The sequence below is a fragment of the Plantactinospora solaniradicis genome (assembly GCF_042658085.1).
In the GTDB taxonomy this organism is placed as follows: Bacteria; Actinomycetota; Actinomycetes; order Mycobacteriales; family Micromonosporaceae; genus Plantactinospora; species Plantactinospora solaniradicis.
Window position 1 is genome coordinate 134,581 of the sequence record NZ_JBHSPR010000008.1, and the last position, 17,769, is coordinate 152,349.

At 72.0% G+C, this 17,769-nt stretch carries 16 protein-coding genes; 8 read left to right on the plus strand and 8 right to left on the minus strand.

Features of this window, described 5'->3' with window-relative positions:
- Window positions 1-67 precede the first annotated feature (67 nt).
- The 3 genes from ACFP2T_RS10430 to ACFP2T_RS10440 form a co-directional block, all read right to left on the minus strand.
- Entirely contained in the window at window positions 68-952 is an 885-nt protein-coding gene (locus ACFP2T_RS10430; protein WP_377420179.1) for an ABC transporter ATP-binding protein, read from the minus strand.
- A gap of 182 nt (window positions 953-1,134) precedes the next feature.
- Window positions 1,135-1,860, minus strand: coding sequence for a response regulator (locus tag ACFP2T_RS10435; protein ID WP_377420181.1), 726 nt, complete (start codon window positions 1,858-1,860; stop codon window positions 1,135-1,137).
- A 73-nt stretch (window positions 1,861-1,933) separates the two neighbouring features.
- Window positions 1,934-3,295, minus strand: a complete 1,362-nt coding sequence (locus ACFP2T_RS10440; RefSeq protein WP_417629204.1) for a sensor histidine kinase — start codon at window positions 3,293-3,295, stop codon at window positions 1,934-1,936.
- A 204-nt stretch (window positions 3,296-3,499) separates the two neighbouring features.
- On the opposite strand from ACFP2T_RS10440, the gene ACFP2T_RS10445 reads away from it, so the two are divergent.
- The 4 genes from ACFP2T_RS10445 to ACFP2T_RS10460 all read left to right on the plus strand — a co-directional run bounded on the left by ACFP2T_RS10445 (window position 3,500) and on the right by ACFP2T_RS10460 (window position 6,826).
- Complete coding sequence (locus ACFP2T_RS10445) at window positions 3,500-4,645, plus strand: LLM class flavin-dependent oxidoreductase (protein WP_377420183.1); 1,146 nt, start codon at window positions 3,500-3,502, stop codon at window positions 4,643-4,645.
- Window positions 4,642-5,256: an FMN reductase gene (locus ACFP2T_RS10450; RefSeq protein WP_377420185.1), complete on the plus strand. Its 615-nt coding sequence runs from the start codon at window positions 4,642-4,644 to the stop codon at window positions 5,254-5,256. The genes ACFP2T_RS10445 and ACFP2T_RS10450 overlap by 4 nt, the downstream gene beginning before the upstream one ends.
- Before the next feature lie 138 nt (window positions 5,257-5,394).
- Window positions 5,395-5,865 (plus strand): hypothetical protein, encoded by a 471-nt coding sequence (locus tag ACFP2T_RS10455; protein ID WP_377420187.1) that lies wholly within the window; start codon window positions 5,395-5,397, stop codon window positions 5,863-5,865.
- 43 nt (window positions 5,866-5,908) lie between these two features.
- Window positions 5,909-6,826 (plus strand): copper transporter, encoded by a 918-nt coding sequence (locus ACFP2T_RS10460; RefSeq protein ID WP_377420189.1) that lies wholly within the window; start codon window positions 5,909-5,911, stop codon window positions 6,824-6,826.
- A 74-nt stretch (window positions 6,827-6,900) separates the two neighbouring features.
- Here ACFP2T_RS10460 and ACFP2T_RS10465 read toward each other — a convergent pair whose 3' ends face one another.
- From ACFP2T_RS10465 to ACFP2T_RS10480, 4 genes are all read right to left on the minus strand, one after another.
- Window positions 6,901-7,740: an aldo/keto reductase gene (locus tag ACFP2T_RS10465; protein ID WP_377420191.1), complete on the minus strand. Its 840-nt coding sequence runs from the start codon at window positions 7,738-7,740 to the stop codon at window positions 6,901-6,903.
- Between the two features lie 220 nt (window positions 7,741-7,960).
- Window positions 7,961-8,965 carry an FAD binding domain-containing protein gene (locus tag ACFP2T_RS10470; protein WP_377420193.1) on the minus strand — a complete coding sequence of 335 codons (1,005 nt, stop codon included), beginning with the start codon at window positions 8,963-8,965 and terminating at the stop codon, window positions 7,961-7,963.
- Window positions 8,962-9,555 carry a 2Fe-2S iron-sulfur cluster-binding protein gene (locus tag ACFP2T_RS10475; protein WP_377420195.1) on the minus strand — a complete coding sequence of 198 codons (594 nt, stop codon included), beginning with the start codon at window positions 9,553-9,555 and terminating at the stop codon, window positions 8,962-8,964. The genes ACFP2T_RS10470 and ACFP2T_RS10475 overlap by 4 nt, the downstream gene beginning before the upstream one ends.
- Window positions 9,556-9,697: 142 nt before the next feature.
- Window positions 9,698-10,888, minus strand: a complete 1,191-nt coding sequence (locus ACFP2T_RS10480) for a low temperature requirement protein A (RefSeq protein ID WP_377420197.1) — start codon at window positions 10,886-10,888, stop codon at window positions 9,698-9,700.
- Window positions 10,889-11,043: 155 nt separating this feature from the next.
- On the opposite strand from ACFP2T_RS10480, the gene ACFP2T_RS10485 reads away from it, so the two are divergent.
- The 3 genes from ACFP2T_RS10485 to ACFP2T_RS10495 all read left to right on the plus strand — a co-directional run bounded on the left by ACFP2T_RS10485 (window position 11,044) and on the right by ACFP2T_RS10495 (window position 16,282).
- Complete coding sequence (locus ACFP2T_RS10485) at window positions 11,044-14,349, plus strand: AfsR/SARP family transcriptional regulator (protein ID WP_377420199.1); 3,306 nt, start codon at window positions 11,044-11,046, stop codon at window positions 14,347-14,349.
- 68 nt (window positions 14,350-14,417) lie between these two features.
- Entirely contained in the window at window positions 14,418-15,413 is a 996-nt protein-coding gene (locus ACFP2T_RS10490) for an ATP-binding cassette domain-containing protein (RefSeq protein WP_377420201.1), read from the plus strand.
- Window positions 15,414-15,529: 116 nt separating this feature from the next.
- Window positions 15,530-16,282, plus strand: coding sequence for an ABC transporter permease (locus ACFP2T_RS10495; protein WP_377420909.1), 753 nt, complete (start codon window positions 15,530-15,532; stop codon window positions 16,280-16,282).
- Window positions 16,283-16,321: 39 nt separating this feature from the next.
- Here ACFP2T_RS10495 and ACFP2T_RS10500 read toward each other — a convergent pair whose 3' ends face one another.
- A complete protein-coding gene (locus ACFP2T_RS10500; protein ID WP_377420203.1) occupies window positions 16,322-16,897 on the minus strand; it encodes a TetR/AcrR family transcriptional regulator in 576 nt (191 codons plus the stop codon).
- A gap of 93 nt (window positions 16,898-16,990) precedes the next feature.
- Between ACFP2T_RS10500 and ACFP2T_RS10505 the strand changes: the two genes are divergently transcribed.
- Window positions 16,991-17,692: an SDR family oxidoreductase gene (locus tag ACFP2T_RS10505; RefSeq protein ID WP_377420205.1), complete on the plus strand. Its 702-nt coding sequence runs from the start codon at window positions 16,991-16,993 to the stop codon at window positions 17,690-17,692.
- Window positions 17,693-17,769 lie beyond the last annotated feature (77 nt).

A 17,769-nucleotide genomic window follows, 5' to 3' on the forward strand; every position in this document is an offset into this window, starting at 1 on the left:
GCCCAGAGCGAGGGAGCGGTCGCCGCGCCGTCGTGGGTCGGCCGGGTGGTGGGTGGGGCGAGCGTCGTCACTGGGTGACCTCCCGGAAGATCTCGGAGAGCGTGGGGACGATCGGACCGAAGGTGCGTACGGGACCTCGGGCCAGGGCCTCCCGGAGCACCGTCTGGTCGTCGTCCGGGTTGGCGAGTTCGATCACGACCCGGGTGTCGTCGAGATCCACGATGGTCACCCCCGGCAGGTCACGGACCCAGCCGGCGTCGCCGTCGAGGACGAGTTCGAAGCGCGGCGTCGCGAACTTGGTCCGCAGTTCGGTACGGCTGCCGGCGGCGCGTACCGCACCGGCGGCGATGATGACCAGGTCGTCGCAGAGCCGTTCGACCACGTCGAGCTGGTGGCTGGAGAACAGCACGGGTACGCCGTTCGCGGCGCGCTCCCGCAGCACCCCGGCGATCACCTCCACGGCGATCGGGTCCAGCCCGGAGAACGGCTCGTCGAGGATCAGCAGTTCCGGGTCGTGCACCAGGGCCGCGGCGATCTGTGCCCGCTGCTGGTTGCCGAGCGACAGCTTCTCCAGCGGGTCGTTCGCCCGCTCGGCCAGTCCGATCCGTTCGAGCAGGTCGTCGACGTTGCGCTGGGCGGCCGACGTGGTCATCCCGTGCAACCGGCCGAGGTAGGTCAACTGCTCCCGGACCTTCATCTTCGGGTAGAGGCCGCGCTCCTCCGGCATGTACCCGAAGCGTTGCCGTACGGGCCGGGTGACCGGCTCACCGTTCCAGGTCACCTCACCGGAGTCCGCCGAGAGCAGCCCGAGGATGATTCGCATCGAGGTGGTCTTGCCGGCACCGTTGGCCCCGACGAACCCGGTCATCCGGCCGGCGCTCACCTCGAAGGAAATGTCATCGAGCACCTTGCGGTCGCCGAATGTCCGATTCACGGACGAGACGCGCAGCATCCAGCCTCCCCAGCCAGCCCTGCGCTGGGGCACGCTGCTCCAGCGCCGTTGACGCTAGTGCTGGCGTATCGTCCTGACGTCCGTCGCGAGGTGGAACCGCGAGAATGATCCACTGGTTGCCCGGCAACGGATAGCCGCCTCGATGCGGACGATCCCGGGTCCGTCCGGGGCTGTGCCGGGGCTCAGCCGCCCGCTCCGCGTGGGGTGACCACGCCGTGCTCGTACGCGAAGACCACCGCCTGGGTCCGGTCCCGCAGCCCCAGCTTCATCAGCACCCGGGAGACGTGGGTCTTCACGGTCGCCTCGCCGAGCAGCAGCCGTTCGGCGATCTCCGCGTTGGAGGCGCCCCCGGCGAGCTGCACCAGGACCTCGCGCTCCCGCTCGGTGAGTTCCGCCAACCGGCGCCGGTCATGGTCCGGCGGTCCGGCTCCGGCGCCCGACTGCCCGGCCGGGCGGGCCGACCCCGGTACGGCGGCGAAGGTCGCGATCACCCGTCGGGTGATCTGCGGGGCCAGCAGCGCGTCGCCTCGGGCGAGCACCCGCACCGCGTCGATGAGGTCCTCGGGGGAGCCGTTCTTCAGCAGGAATCCACTCGCCCCGGCCTGTAGGGCGGCGAACAGGTAGTCGTCGCGGTCGAACGTGGTCAGGATGAGGACGGCGGGGCCGCCCGTCGCGGAGGCCGCCACGATCCGGCGGGTCGCCTCCAGCCCGTCCACGTGCGGCATCTCGACGTCCAGCAGTACGACGTCGGGCCGGTGGGCCAGGGTCAGCTCGACGGCCTGTCGCCCGTCCGCTGCCTCGCCGACCACCTCGATGTCGTCCTCCGTCTCGAGGATGATCCGCAGGCCGGCCCGGACGAGTTGCTGGTCGTCGGCGAGGACGACCCGGATACAGCTCCGCTCGGTCATGGCACCTCCTCGCTGCGCTCCTCGGCGTCATGACCTGATCTACTGGGCTGGCCGATGCCCTCGCTCCGCTCGGTCATGCCGACGCCGCGGCGGGGGAGGTGTCGGCGGTGCCGAGTTCCGCGGGGCCGATCGGGAATCGGGCGCGTACCCGGAAACCGCCGCCGGTCCGGGCACCCACCTCCAGGCTGCCGTCGTGGGCGGCGACCCGTTCCCGCATGCCGATCAGGCCGAGCCCGCCCGCGCCGGGGCGCGGGGCCGGTACGGCGACGTACCCGGTCCGGCCGTCGTCGGTGACCTCCACCTCGACCTCGCGTCTCAGGTACCGGACCCGGACGTCGACGACGCTGGCCCGGGCGTGCTTGATGGTGTTCGTCACGGCCTCCTGGACGACCCGGTACCCGGCGAGGGACACCGACTCCGGCACCGGCAGCGGCTCGCCCAAGATCTTGTATTCGACGGTGAGTCCGGCGTCCCGGGCGCCCTGAAGCAGGCTGTCGACCTGATCCAGGCCGTATCCGAGGGCCTGGTCGGGCGCGCCCGCGTCGCGGAGCACCCCGAGCATCCGGCGTAGCTCGTCGACGGCGGTCCGGGCGCTCTGCTCCACGGCGGCGAGCGCGGTCTTGGCCTTGGCCGGATCCTTGTCCATGACCCGCCGGGACGCGCTCGCCTGGACACCCATCACCGAGACGTGGTGGGCGACGACGTCGTGCAGTTCGCGGGCGATCCGCACCCGCTCCTGCGTCACGGCCCGTTCGGCGTTCTCGGCCCGGGACCGCCGCAGCGCCTCGGCCTGGACCTCCAGGAGGTGCTGGCGGCGGGCCGAGGTCCAGGTGCTGTTGCCGAGCAGGTACGCGAGCAGGAAGAAGGCGAGGTTGAACAGGATGCTGGTGATGGCGACCGCCAGGAACGGCGGCAGTGGACCGGCCGCGCCCACGAATTCCGGCTCGCTCGACAGCACGGAGAGCGTGGCCGCGAGGGCGAGCCAGCCGAACATCGCGGCGATGACGCCGATCCGGATCCGGGCCGCCAAGGTGCGGTGCCGCCCCCACGCCCCGAGGCTGTAGATGGCGACGAAGAGCGCGGCCGAGGAGGCCAGCGTCTCCGGACTCGACCGCGCCTGGGCGGCGATGAAGGCCACGGCGGTCACGATGGTGCACAGTTCCGGTCGGCTGCGCCGCCAGACCAGCGGCAATCCGACCGCGACCGCCCAGCCGAGCTGTTCGGGCCAGGACGGTGGTGGCCCGAGCGGGAAGCTTCCCATGCTGTTCGACAGGACGACGCTGAGCAGGGCGCCGGCGGCCATCGCGAGGCCCAGGTAGAGGTCCCGGCGGCGCTGCTGTGGGGTCGGCTCGGGCCGGACCCACGGACCCGGGCTGTCGTCGCCGGGCGCGGGCGTGTGCGGTACGTCGTCGTACGGTGCTCGGCCTGCCTTCACCCGACATGAATAACGTATCCGGGTCCCGGTGCACATCCTCGACGCGCAGGCATGGCGGAGATCACGGACGGTAGTTGGTGCCCCGGCCCCATCGGGTGCCCGTGGACGTGGCATCGTTCTGCGGCGGAATAGTTGACTCGGCAAATATGTTGTGCGGGACGTTCCGGTATCGGGCGTGAACCCGGTTTGACGTGAGGAGCTGTCATGCAGTTCGGGGTCTTCACCGTCGGTGATGTGACCACGGATCCGACCAACGGGCGTGAGCCGTCCGAGGCCGAGCGGATCAAGGCGATGGTCGCCATCGCCGTAAAGGCGGAGGAGGTCGGTCTCGACGTCTTCGCCACCGGGGAGCACCACAACCCGCCCTTCGTGCCCTCCTCGCCCACCACCATGCTGGGCTTCATCGCGGCGCGGACGAGCAGGCTGCTGCTGTCGACCGCGACGACGTTGATCACCACCAACGACCCGGTGAAGATCGCCGAGGACTACGCCATGCTGCAACATCTGGCGGACGGTCGGGTCGATCTGATGATGGGCCGGGGCAACACCGGCCCGGTGTACCCGTGGTTCGGGCAGGACATCCGGAACGGCATCCCGCTGGCGATCAACAACTACGATCTGCTGCGCCGGCTCTGGCGGGAGGACGTCGTCGACTGGCAGGGCAAGTTCCGGACCCCGTTGCAGTCCTTCACCTCGACGCCCCGACCGCTGGACGGAATACCGCCGTTCGTCTGGCACGGCTCGATCCGGAGCCCGGAGATCGCCGAGCAGGCCGCGTACTACGGCGACGGGTTCTTCGCCAACCACATCTTCTGGCCCAAGGAGCACACCCAGCGGATGGTCGGGCTGTACCGCCAGCGGTTCGCGCACTACGGCCACGGCTCCGCCGACCAGGCCATCGTGGGTCTCGGCGGGCAGGTGTTCATGCGGAAGAACTCCCAGGAGGCGGTACGGGAGTTCCGGCCGTACTTCGACAACGCCCCGGTCTACGGGCACGGGCCGTCGCTGGAGGAGTTCACCGAGCAGACGCCGCTGACCGTGGGCAGTCCGCAGCAGGTGATCGACCGGACCCTGACCTTCCGGGAGTACGTCGGCGACTACCAGCGGCAGCTGTTCCTGCTGGACCACGCCGGGCTGCCGTTGAAGACCGTCCTGGAGCAGCTGGACATTCTCGGCGAGGAGGTCATACCGGTGCTGCGCAAGGAGTTCGACGCGCTCCGCCCCGCGCACGTCCCGGAGGCGCCGACGCACGCGTCGCTGATCGCCGAACGGGACACGGCCCCGGCGCCCGCCGATGGGGCCGCGACCAGCGGTGCGGGTGCGATCAGCGAGGCGGGGTCGGACCGATGAGGCAGCGCACCCTTGCCGTGGTCTCGGCCGGGCTCCGGCAGCCCTCGTCGACCCGGTTGCTGGCCGACCAGCTCGCCGCGACGACCGGCGACGAACTGGACCGGCGGGGCGTACGGGCCCGGACCGAGGTGGTGGAGTTGCGTGACCACGGGCACGACGTGGTCAACCACCTGCTGGCCGGTTTTCCGTCGCCGTCGCTGAAGCAGGCCATCGAGACGGTGTCCGGCGCGGACGGACTGATCGTCGTATCGCCGATCTTCAACGCCTCGTACAGCGGACTCTTCAAGTCGTTCTTCGACGTGCTCGGGGACGACGCCCTGGTCGACCGGCCGGTCCTGATCGGCGCCACCGGCGGCACCGCCCGACACTCGCTGGCGCTCGAACACGCGCTGCGGCCGATGTTCAGCTACCTGCGGGCGGTCGTGGTGCCCACCTCGGTCTTCGCCGCTCCGGAGGACTGGGCCGGGGGCAACGCCCAGGGCACGCTACGTGGCCGGATCGACCGGGCGGCCCGGGAACTCGCCGAGCAGGTCAGCGGGCGCGAGACGACGGCCGTCGCGGACCCGTTCACCCTGACCACGAGCTTCGACCAGCTCCTGACCGGCGACTGACCGCTCGGCGTCGAGCGGCTTCGGCGCGCGGGTCCGCCGGATCCCGGCGCCCGGCGTCGAGGCCGCCGGTCCGGGGGCGGACCGCCCCGACCCGGGTGCCAGAGCATCCGGGTCCGGGTCGTCGGGTTGAATGTGCCGATGAGTTCCGCACGGGTGGCCCGGGCCATCAGCCAGGCCACGACCGACGCCGTCGAGGCGGCCAGTGCCCAGGATCTGGCCGCCCTCGACCGGGCGGCCGCAGAACTGACCGGGAACAGCCCGGAACAGGTCGGGCTGGTGATCGGCGCGGTACTGCGGATGCTGCTGGAGGAGACACATCCGGACGGGCTGGCCGGCGAGGACGTGCAGGCCGTGCTGGAGCGGTGCGCCCGGACCAACATCGGCTGGGTTCCCGACCTGGACGTCTCGGTGCTGGCCCTGCTGCTGACCGGTGCGCTCGGCGTACACCAGATGGCGGAGGAGATGCCGCCGGCCGATCCGGCGGCGGTGGCCCGGCACGCCCCGCTGCTCGTCGCCGACCTGCTCGCCGTCACCGGTCGATCGGTCGGTGACTACCTGGACGCCGCGCTGACCGAGATCGCCATCTCGGAGACCATGGAACTGCCGTGAAGGCTGCCCCATAGCAGCCCACCGATGTCCATAAAATGCGGCAATGATAAATTTTCGCTATCACATGGTGTCGCTGGCCGCGGTGTTTCTCGCTCTCGCGGTCGGCGCGGTATTCGGCACCACGGCGGCGAACGGCGTCGCCTCGGACGTGCTCAGCGAATCGGTCAACGCGGCGCACAAGGCCAACAAACAGCTCCGTGAGACGGCCAACGAGTTCCAGGAAGAGGCGAGTCGCAAGGACGACTACATCAACGAGACCGCGCCTGCCCTGCTGAGCGGGACGTTGACCGGCCGCCGGATCGTGGTGCTGACGACGCCGTCCGGCCGCGAGCACGCCGAAGGCGTGATCGAAAAACTCGGACTGGCCGGGGCCGCCGTAACAGGGCCCGTCGACGTACGGGAAGCCTTCTTCAACCCGAAGAACAACCTGGACCTTCTCGCCCTGACACGTACCGTTTCGACCGGCACGCTGCCGGCCAACGGCGACGGGGTCGAAACCGCCTGCGCGCTCCTGGCCACGGTCCTCCTCACCCCCGATCCGTCCGGAGCCCTGGCCGGCGACCGCCGTTCGGTGGTGTTGTCCGCGTACGCCAAGGCCCAATATCTCACCGCACCCGAGCGACTCGACGGTCCCGGGGACGCCGCGGTGCTGGTGACCGGGCCGGCCTACGTGGACGAGGGCTCGGCCGAGCGCAATGCCGCGATCGTGACCATGGCCGCGCAGTTCGGCGCGACGGGACGGACCGTCGTAGCGGGCACCGGCGCCGGCGAGGGCAGCATCATCGGGGCGGTACGCGGCGACGACGCCCTCGCCGCGCGAATCTCAACGGTGGACGGGGTGGCCGGGGTGCAGGGCGAGGTCGTCACGGCGCTCGCGTTGGCCGAGCGGATCGTCGCCGACCGGGTGGGCCGCTACGGTACGGCCGCCGGCGCGGACGCTCTCACGCCGCGACGGCGGTGAGCTGGTCCCCGGCAGCGGCGGCCGGCCCGTGGCGGTACGTCAGCGGCGCCGGCCCGTGGCGGTACGTCAGCGGATCAGTGCCCGGTCGTGTCGGAGTCGGTGGCGGCGTCCTCACCCCGGTCGAGCGCGGAGAGCGCGGCGACCTCCGCCGGGGCGAGGGTGAAGTCGAAGACGTCGATGTTGCTCTTCATCCGCTCCGGCGAGGAGGTCTTCGGGATCGGGATGAGCCCGAGTTCGAGGTGCCAGCGGAGGACGATCTGCGCCGGGGTCCGGCCGTGCCGGTCCGCGATCTCCGTCACGACCGGCTGGGCGAGCAGTTCACCGCCGTGGCCGATCGGTCCCCACGACTGGGTCACGATGCCGTGCGCCTGGTGGTAGGCGCGGGCCGCCTCCCGGGTCAGCGTGGGGTCGAGCTGGATCTGGTTGACGTCCGGCGTCACGTCGGTCGCGGCGAGGATCCGGTCGATGTGCGCCGGCTTGAAGTTGGACAGCCCGATGGCCCGGACCCGTCCCTCCCGCAGCAGGTCGGTGAGGCCGAGGAAGGCGTCGACGTACCGGTCCTGCCAGGGCATCGGCCAGTGGATGAGGTAGAGGTCGAGGTAGTCCAGACCGAGCCGCTCGATGCTGTCCTGGAACGCCTCCCGCACCGCCTCGCGACCGTGCCACTCGCCGTTCAGCTTGCTGGTGACGAAGAGGTCCTCCCGGGCGACCCCGGAGGCGCGTAGTCCGCGACCGACGCCCTTCTCGTTGCCGTACTTGTAGGCGGTGTCGACGAGCCGGTAACCGATGGTGACCGCCTCGGCGACGGCCCGCTCGGCTTCGGCGTCCGACATCGGCCAGGTGCCGAGACCCAGTCGCGGGATCTGGGCCCCGTTGGCCAGCGGTTGGGTCGGTACGGTCGGCTGCTCGCTCATTCGGCTGATCTCCTGGGTCCGGGACGGCCTGACGTCGGGTCACCTGGTGGCTCGGCAGCGCGCCAGGTTCGCCGAGGTCAAACCCTATCCGGACGCTCAGGTGCGCCCCGAACGGCCCGGGTCGCCCGGAGGAGCCGGACCCGCGGCAGGAGCCTGTCGAGGGTGATCGGCAGGTCGCCCGGACCCGGACGCGGTTGCGCGTGCCGGACCGCGCCGGCGATCACCGGCGCGGCGCCGACGAGGCCGATTCGGCCAGGTCCAGCAGCGTACGGGTCAGGGTGTTGCTGGCCAGCGGGACCTTGAAGGCGTTGCCCGGCAACGGCCGGGCCTCGGCGAGTTCCGCCTCGGCCGCCGCCCGGAACCGGTCGGACTGGGCCGGGCCGCCGCGCAGCAGCTCCTCGGCCCGGGTCGCCCGCCACGGCTTGTGCGCCACCCCGCCGAGCGCGATCCGGACGTCGCGGACCACACCGTCCGTCACGTCGATCGCCGCCGCCACGGAGACCAGCGCGAACGCGTACGAGGCGCGGTCGCGTACCTTCCGGTAGTACGAGCGGGTGGCGAACGGGAGCGGCGGCAGCTCGATGGCGGTGATCAGCTCTCCGTGCTGGAGGATGGTGTCCCGCTGCGGCTCGTTGCCCGGCAGCCGGTGCAGCTCGCCCATCGGGATGCTCCGGCCGCCGTCCGGCCCCTCGGTGTGCACCACGGCGTCCAGCGCGGTCAGCGCCACCGCGAAGTCCGACGGATGGGTCGCGATGCAGTCCTGCGACGTGCCCAGGATGGCGAGTTCCCGGTGATGCCCGCCGATCGCCGAGCAGCCGGTGCCGGGCTCCCGCTTGTTGCACGGCGTGGTGACGTTCTGGAAGTACACGCACCGGGTGCGTTGCAGCAGGTTTCCGCCCGCCGTCGCGAGATTGCGCAGCTGGCCGGAGGCGCCGGAGAGCAGCGCCTGGGACAGCACCGGATAGCGGCGGCGGACCAGTGGATCCGCCGCGAGATCGCTGTTCGGCGTGGCCGCGCCGATCCGGATCCCGCCGCCGGGCAGTTCCTCGACCCGGTCGGAGGTCAGCCGCCGGACGTCGACCAGCAGGTCCGGGGTGGCGACGTCTAGCTTCATCAGGTCGACGAGGTTGGTGCCGCCGCCGAGGAAGGCGCCGCCCGGCGCCTTGGCGAGCAGCGCGACGGCCCCGGTGACGTCGTCGGCGCGGGCGTACCGGAACGGCCTCATCGCCGGGCCAGCTCCTGGATCGCCGGCACGATGTTGGCGTAGGCGGCGCAGCGGCACAGGTTCCCGCTCATCCGCTCCCGGATCTCGTCCGCGTCGAGGGTCATTCGGCTCCGGCCACCGGCACCGGCACCACCGGCACCGCCGCCTCCACCGTCGGCTCTGTCGCCACCGCCGTCGGCTCCGTCGCCGTCCGTCGTCACCGCGCTCGGCCAGCCCGCCTCGGCCTCGCGGAGCATCGCGACCGCCGAGACGATATGTCCCGGAGTGCAGTAGCCACACTGGAACGCGTCGTACTCGATGAAGCAGCGCTGCATCGGATGGAGTTCACCATCGGTGGCGAGCCCGGCGGCGGTGACGATCTCGGCCCCGTCGTGCGCCACGGCGAGGGCCAGGCAACTGTTCACCCGCCGACCGTCCAGCAGGATCGTGCAGGCTCCGCACTGCCCGTGGTCGCAGCCCTTCTTCGGGCTGGTGTTGCCGAGCCGCTCCCGGAGGGCGTCGAGCAGGGTGGTCCGGGTGTCGACGGTGACCCGGTGCGCGCTGCCGTCCACTCGGATGTCGACCTCGACCTCCATGGTCTCGACCTCCATGGTCTCGGCCTCCTGTGGGATCGAGTCGCTACGAATACCCACAAAGCTAGCCATACCATTCTGACAAGGGGCCGAAATGGGCAAAGCCCGCATCGCTGCCGTACGGCACGCCGGTGCCGGCTCCGGCGAGCCCGCTCCGGGCTCAGCGCGACTCCCGGTTGCCGGCGACCGAGCCGTACAGGGTGAGCGCGGCGAGGAGGGTGGTGATCAGACCCAGCGCGGCCAACGGCGGCAGCACCCGGGCGACCGGCAACAGCAGCAGGGCCAGGCCGGCACCGCCGAGCTGGACGACGGAGCCGGCCCGAACCGTCCGCCAGCCGACCGCGACCTGACCACCGAGGTAGCAGGCGACACCGCCGTAGAGGGCCACCAGCGCAACCCAGCCCAGCGGCGCGGAGGGGCTCCCGCCTTCCGGGTCGGAGAGCCGGGCGAGCACCTGCTCGATGCCGAGAGCGACGTAGATGACACCGGCGATCAGCGGGAAGTGCAGCAGCGAGTGGGCGTCCCGGGCCAGCCGGGCCCGGGGCGCCCCGTGCAGCAGCTCCAGTTGGCGGCGGGTGACCGGCGCGACGGACTCGAAGTAGAGCAGCCAGAGGCAGACGGTCATCGCGAACCCGAGCAGCGTGGCGGCCAGGGTGGGCGCGTCGACGGGTGCCGTGCCGATACCGATCTCGACCGACACGATGGACTCGCCGAGGGCGATGATGAAGACCAGGCCGTGCCGTTCCGCGAAATAGCCGGGGCTGCGCAGCCGCCATCCGCCGTACCGCGACGCGACCTGGCCGCCGCCCCAGTCGATGACCAGCACGGCGATCCAGAGCAGCAGTTGCGGGGTCCCGCCGAGGAGCGCGCCGACCAGCAGCGGTACCGAGGCGACGGTCTGGGTGATGCTGTCCAGCAGGAGCTGCCGCCGGAGCGCGGGTTCGCCGGCCGCCGCGAACAGGTAGGTGCAGACGTACAGCACCCGTACGACGAGGTAGGCGAGGGCGAGCGTCAGTGGGCCGTCCAACCGGCCGGGAGCGTGCGCGAACGAGTCCGGAACGACCAGGGCGACCACGAAGATCGCCGCCATCGCCGCGATGGCGCCGGCCCGTACCACCCCGACGTCGGCCCGGGCCTGGTTGCCGAGCCAGGTGTAGGCCGACCAGGACCACCAGAGCAGCGCCAGGAGCAGCAGGCCCCGGCCCAGCGCGAGCGTGGTCGGCTCGTCGGCCATGAACGAGATGACCCGGGTGAACGCGAAGACGAAGACCAGGTCGAAGAAGATCTCGAACGGGGTGACCCGGTGCGTCTCGTCGGCGAGCGCGATCGTTGGCCGGTGAATCCTCCGCACGTCCGGTCACTCCCGATTTCGGGGTCGGCCGCGCCGGCCGACTACCCGTACAACGGATCACGCGGCCGGCCGGCAACCCGGGCTGGCCGCTGCCGGTGCGTGCCGTCGGGTGCCGGTGGCGGGTGGCCGAGCCCGGCTGGGCGACAATCAACGCCATGCGGTTCGGCATCCTGGGCGCGACGGAGGTGTACGCGACCGACGGCCGCCGACTCGTCGTCGGTGGGCCGCGGCTGCGCGCCCTGCTGGTGCTGCTGCTCCTCGACGCGGGTCGGCTGGTCTCCGCCGATCGGCTGATCCACGGCCTGTACGGCGACAAGCCGCCGAACCGGGCCGCGAACGCGTTGCAGTCCCAGGTCTCCCGGCTGCGCCAGGCGCTGTCGGCCGGGAACGGGCCGGAGCCGCTGGTGGAGTTCCATCCGGCGGGGTACCGCCTGGCGGTCGATCCGGAGGACGTCGACTGGCACCGGTTCACCCGGCTGGTCGGGGCCGGGCACCGGGCGCTGGCCGCCGACGACCGGCGGCGTGCCGCAGACCTGCTGGGCGAGGCGCTGGCCCTGTGGCGCGGCGAGCCGTTGGCGGACGTCCGCGACGCACCGTTCGCGCCGACCCAGGCGGTACGCCTCGACGAGCTGCGGCTGGCCGCGGTCGAGGACTGGATCGAGGCGGAGCTGCGGCTCGGTGCGGCCGGGACGCTCGTGGCCGAGCTGCGCGAGCTGGTGACGGCGTACCCGCTGCGGGAGCGACCGCGCGGTCAGCTCATGCGCGCGCTGCACGCCGATGGCCGGCGGGCCGAGGCGCTTGCCACCTTCGCCGACGTCCGGCGCCTCCTCGCCGACGAACTCGGCACCGACCCGTCCCCGGAGCTGACCGCGCTGCACGTGGCCGTGCTGCGGGACGATCCGGCGCTGGCCCCGGTCCGAACCGCCCCACCCGCCCCACCCGCCCCACCCGGGCCGCCGGACCGGCCGGCGGCGGATCCGTCCGGCCCCGCCGCCGTGCCGCATCCCGGTCGGGGGATGTCCGGTGCGGCCGTCGCCGGCCCGGCCGGGTCGGTCGGGTCGGTCGGGTTGGGCTCCTCCGGCCAGGTGACCGGATTGCCGGGACAACTCAGCAGCTTCGTGGGACGGGAGGAGGAGCTGCGCCGGGTCGGCAAGCTGCTCGGCGAGGCCCGGCTGGTCACCCTGCACGGCCCGGGGGGCGCCGGCAAGACCCGGCTGGCGATCGAGGCGGCCAGCCGACAGGACGGCGAGGTCTGCCTGGTCGAGCTGGCGTCGGTGACCGCCGGGGCGGACGTGACCCAGACGGTGCTCGCCGCACTCCATCTGCGTGAGGCCGTGCTGCGTGCCCCTGGTGCTCCCCGGGACGCCGCCGACCGGCTGGTCGCGGCGCTCGCGGACCGGCGCCTGCTGCTGGTGCTCGACAACTGTGAACACCTGGTGGCCGATGCCGCCCGGCTCACCGCCCGACTGCTCGGCGCCTGTCCGAAGGTCCGCGTCCTCGCCACCAGCCGGGAGCCGCTCGGGCTCACCGGCGAGGCGTTGTGCCCGGTGTCCGGACTGACCCTGCCGCCGGTCGACGCGAGCCCGGAGACGGCCCAGGGGTACGCCTCGGTGCGGCTCTTCACCGAGCGGGCCGTCGACGCGTCGCCGGACTTCGATCTCGACGCCGGCAACGTGGCCGAGGTACTGCGGATCTGCCGTACCCTCGACGGTCTGCCGCTCGCCATCGAGCTGGCCGCGGCCCGGCTCCGGGCCCTGCCGGTCGCGCAGATCGCGGCCCGGCTGGACGACCGGTTCCGGCTGTTGACCCGGGGGAGCCGGGTGGCCCAGCCCCGGCACCAGACGCTGCGCGCGGTGGTGCAGTGGAGCTGGGACCTGCTGGACGGGGTCGAACAGCGGTTGGCCCGCCGGCTCACGGTGTTCGCCGGCGGTGCCGACCTGGACGCCGTCGAGCGGGTCTGTGGCCCGCTCGGGGCCGACGTGCTGGACGTGTTGTCGAGTCTGGTCGACAAGTCCCTGGTCGAGGCCGGCGGCGGGCGGTTCCGGATGTTGGAGACCGTGCGCGCGTTCGGCGCCGAGCGGCTGATCGAGGCCGGCGAGGCCGACCTGCTGCGCGAGGCGCACGCGGCGTACTTCCTCGACCTGGCCCGGACCGGCGACGAGCGGCTGCGCGGTGCGGAGCAGTTGGAGTGGCTACGCCGGTTGGACGCCGACCGCGACGACCTGCACGCCGCGCTGCGTCGGGCGGTGGCCGGCACCGACACCGCAACGGCGCTGCGGCTGGTCGCGGCCCTGTCGTTCTACTGGTGGCTGCGCGGGTTGCGGGGCGAGGGCGCCGCGCTGGCCAGCCAGCTCATCGCGCGGCTCGGCGCCGGGCCGCCACCCGGTCTGGAGGAGGAGTACGCACTGTGCCTCCTGCACGCCTCCCTCGGCGGGTACGGCCAGACAGTCCCGGACATCGGCGCCGCCGGCTCGATCCTGTGGAACCTGCACCGGCCGCCCCGGCAGCCGTTCCTGCTCTACATGTCGGGGATCGCCAACGGTCCACCGCCGGACATGTCGCAGTCGCTGGTGACGTCCGAGGACTGGGGCGAGGTCCTCGGTACCAATCCGTGGAGTCGGTCCCTCGGGGCGCTCGGCGTCGGCATGATGTGGATGCTCGAACGCCGGTACGTCCAGGCCCGGTCCCAGTTCGAGATCGCGCTGGCCGGTTTTCGTGCCCTCGGTGAGCGCTGGGGCACCATCCTGAGTCTGACAAGCGTCATAGATCTCGCCTACCGCGATGGTGACCACACCGCGACCGAGGGGGTGGACGAGGCGCTGCGGCTGGCCGGTGAACTCGACTCGACGCTGGACACGGCGGAGCTGCTGCGGACCCGGGCGGAGGGGCGGATCAGCGTCGGCGACCTGGTCGGGGCGAGTGTCGACTATCAACGGGTGGTGGAACTCGCCCTGCCGGCCGGAGCGCCGGAACTGCTCGCCGCGGCCCACTTCGGGCTCGGCGAGATCGCCCGGATCCGGGGCGACCTCGACCGGGCCCGCGAGCTGTGCGAGCTGGCGTTGGCGGAGTGCCCGACCGGCTGGTTCGGTGCCGAGGGGGTCCGGCTCGGCGTACTCGGCACCCTCGGGAGCATCGCCGAGGCGAACGGCGACATCACGACGGCCCGCCGCCACTACCGCGAGGTGCTCGTCTCCACGCAGGGGATCTGGGAGCCGGAGACCATCTCCACCGCCGTCGAGGGGCTGGTCGGGCCGGTGCTGCGGGACGGCGACGCCGAGCGGGCCGCCCTGCTGCTGGGTGCGATAGCGGCCGTGCAGCCCGGCGCCGCGTCAGCCGCCGGGGCCGCCCCCGCGGCGGGCGCCACCCGGGCCCGGCTCGGCGACGCGGCGTACGAGCGGATCCTCGCCCGGGGCGCGGGCATGAGCCGTGAGCAGGCGCTCGCGGTGCTCGACCGGCCGTGAGCGAGCGCTGACCGGGGCCGTCAGCGGGCGGTGCGTGCTTCGTCAGGGCCGTCGGCGACCGTCGGGGCATGACAACCGAAACACCAGCCGTCGTCGCCGAGGGACTGCACAAGCGGTACGGCACGAGCAGAGCCCTCGACGGGTTCGACCTCACCGTGCCGACCGGCACGGTATGCGGACTGCTGGGACCGAACGGCGCCGGCAAGACCACGGCGGTCCGGATTCTCTCCACCCTGCTCCGGTTCGACGCCGGCCGGGCCCGGGTGGCCGGGTACGACGTGGTCCGGCAACCGGAGCAGGTCCGTGGCGTGATCGGGTTGACCGGGCAGTACGCCGCCGTCGACGAGGTACTCAGCGGCCGGCAGAACCTGATCCTCTTCGGTCGCCTGCACCACCTTCCGGTACGGGCGGCCCGGCGACGCGCGGACGAACTGCTGGATCAGTTCGGGCTCACCGATGCGGCGGGCAAGTCGGCGGGGGAGTACTCGGGAGGGATGCGCCGCCGGCTGGACCTGGCCGCGAGCCTGATCATGACGCCCCGGGTGCTCTTCCTCGACGAGCCGACCACCGGCCTCGACCCGCGCAGCCGCAACCAGCTCTGGACGGCCGTACGCCGGCTGGTCGCCGACGGCACCACGGTGCTGCTCACCACCCAGTACCTGGAGGAGGCGGACCAGCTCGCCGACCGGATCCTGGTGGTCGACGCGGGGCGGGTGGTCGCCGAGGGCACCTCGGCCGAGCTGAAGTCGCGGATCGGCGCCGACCGGATCGAGGTGGTGGTCCGGAACGCGGCGGAGCTGTCCGCCGCCGCCGCGATCGTCGAACGGCTCTCCGCCGGGCCGGTCGCGGTGGACGTCGAGATCCGGCAGCTCGGCGCGCCGGTCGTGGACCGGGTCGCCGCGCTCGCCGACGTCATGCGGGCGCTGAGCGACGCCGCCATCGCGGTCGAGGACGTCGGACTGCGTCGGCCGACCCTCGACGAGGCGTTCCTGCACCTGACCGGGCACCAGCCCACCGGTGGACAGCCGGTGGGCCGGCCGACCGGAGCGGGGGTGGCGGCGTGACCAGCACCCTCCGGTCGCAGCCCCGGACGTCCGGTGCCGGCCCCGTGGTACGACCCGGCCCGGTGCCGGCCGGAGTGCCGGGCCGGTTCCGCCGGGCGCTGGCCGACGGTTGGGTGATGACCGGCCGCAACATGTCACACGTGATCCGGTCGCCCGAGGAGATCGTGATCTATTTCAGTCTGCCGATCATGTTCGTGCTGGTCTTCGGCTACGTCTTCGGCAGCGGGATGGCGGTGCCGGGTTCGGGCTACCGGGAGTACCTCCTGCCCGGCGTTTTCGTGATGACGATGCTGTACGGCCTCGGCGCCACCGCCAGCGGTATCGCCATGGACGTGAGCCGGGGTGTCGTCGACCGGTTCCGTTCGATGCCGATGGCCCGGTCCGCGCTGGTGGTCGGCCGGACCGGCGCCGACCTGCTCCGCGCCCTGCTGGAGATGGCCACGCTGGTCGTCTGCGGCCTGCTGGTCGGTTGGCAGTGGCGGAACGGGCTGGCGTCCGCGCTCGCCGCGGTGGGGCTGATCCTGCTGCTGCGGATCGCGCTCACCTGGGTGGGCATCTTCCTCGGACTGGTGGTACCGAACCCGGACACCGTCGGCGTGATCGTGTTCCCGCTCGCGTTCCCGCTCACCGCGCTCTCCAACGTGTTCGTCTCGCCCGACCTGATGCCGCAGTGGCTCGGCACGATCGCGGCGTGGAACCCGCTCTCCGCGACGGTGGCGGTGGCCCGGGAACTGTTCGGCAATCCCGGGACGGGTGGCGACTCGTGGCCGGCCCAGCATCCGCTGGTGTTGGCGATCGGCTGGCCGGTGATCCTCATCGCGGTCTTCGCGCCGCTGGCCGTCCGTCGCTACCAGCGGCTGAGTCGCTGAGGCTGGCGGTAACCGCCGGCTGGGTCACGGCAACGTGGCTCAGCCGGCGGCGTGGTGGGCGTCGAGCAGCGCGGTGGCGGTCAGCAGGCTCAGTCCGTCGAGGCCGGTGCCGTGCATCACCGATCGGGCGGCCGAGCCGTCGAACACGACGGTGAGCTGCTTCGCCAGCGTCTCGGGGTCGTCGACGCCGGCCAGGGTCGCCTGCCGGGCGAAGTAGTCGGTCAGCAGTTGTTTGTGGTGCCGGGCGACCACGCTGGCCGGATGGCTCGGGTCGCGCAGTTCGGTCGCCGTGTTGACGAACGGGCAGCCGTGGAATTCCGGCTCGTCGGCGAGTTCCTCCAGGCGTTCGAAGACGCGGAGGATTCGCTCCCGGGGAGCCATTTCAGACGTGTCGTCCGGAATGTGGGTGGCGATCGTCGCCGGACCGTACTCGGCGAGGCTCTCCGCCACGAGTGCGTCCTTGGTCTCGAAGAGCTGGTACATGGTCCGCTTCGAGACGCCGGCCGTCTGGCAGAGCTTCTCGACGCCGGTCGTCGCGATGCCCTCCCGACCGAACAGCTCGGCTGCGGCACGCAGCAGGCGTTCGCGCGGTAGGGCCTTGGCGGTCGAGGTCATACCGGCAGCGTACCCGCTGGTCTTGCGGTTGGAAACCGATCGGTTTACGGTTGGCAAAACCGATCGGTTTCCTAGCTTCCTGGAGATCCCAAAATGCAGATCGAAGATGCTGTCGTGCTGGTGACCGGTGGCAACCGTGGCCTGGGTCGGGCCATCGCCGCCGAGGCGGTCGCCCGGGGTGCCCGGAAGGTCTACGCCGCCGCCCGCGATCCCCGTACGGTCACGAATCCGGACGTCGTGCCGCTGGCACTCGACGTGACCGACCCGGAATCGGTGGCGGAGGCGGCCCGGGTGGCCTCCGATGTCACGGTTCTGGTCAACAACGCCGCGGGCCTGGTCAACGCGAACTTCCTCGACTCGGACGTCGAGGAGGTCCGTCGGGAGTTCGAAACCAACTTCTACGGGCCGCTCCGCCTCACCCGGGCGTTCGTGCCGGCCATCGTCGACAACGGCGGCGGTCACGTCCTCAACATCAACTCCGTGCTCTCCTGGCTCGGAATCAGCGATTCCTACAGCGCGTCCAAGGCGGCGCTGTGGTCGATGACGAACTCGCTGCGCCTGCAACTGCTGCCCCGGGGTGTCGGTGTGACGGGGCTGCACGTCGGCTACATCGACACGGACATGTCGGCGCACGTCGACGCGCCGAAGATCTCTCCCGAGGACGTGGCCCGGCAGGCGATCGACGGCATCGAGGCGGGAGCCTTTGAGGTGTTGGCGGACGAGACCACCAGGCGGGTGCGCGATGGCCTCTCCGGAACGGTGACCGCGATGTATCCGCAGCTCAGCGCCGCCTGACCGATGCGGGAGGGGTGGGCCGGCGGAATGGGTGGGCGCCGTCGCCGGCGCCCGTCCGGAGAGTCGGCCACCCCTCC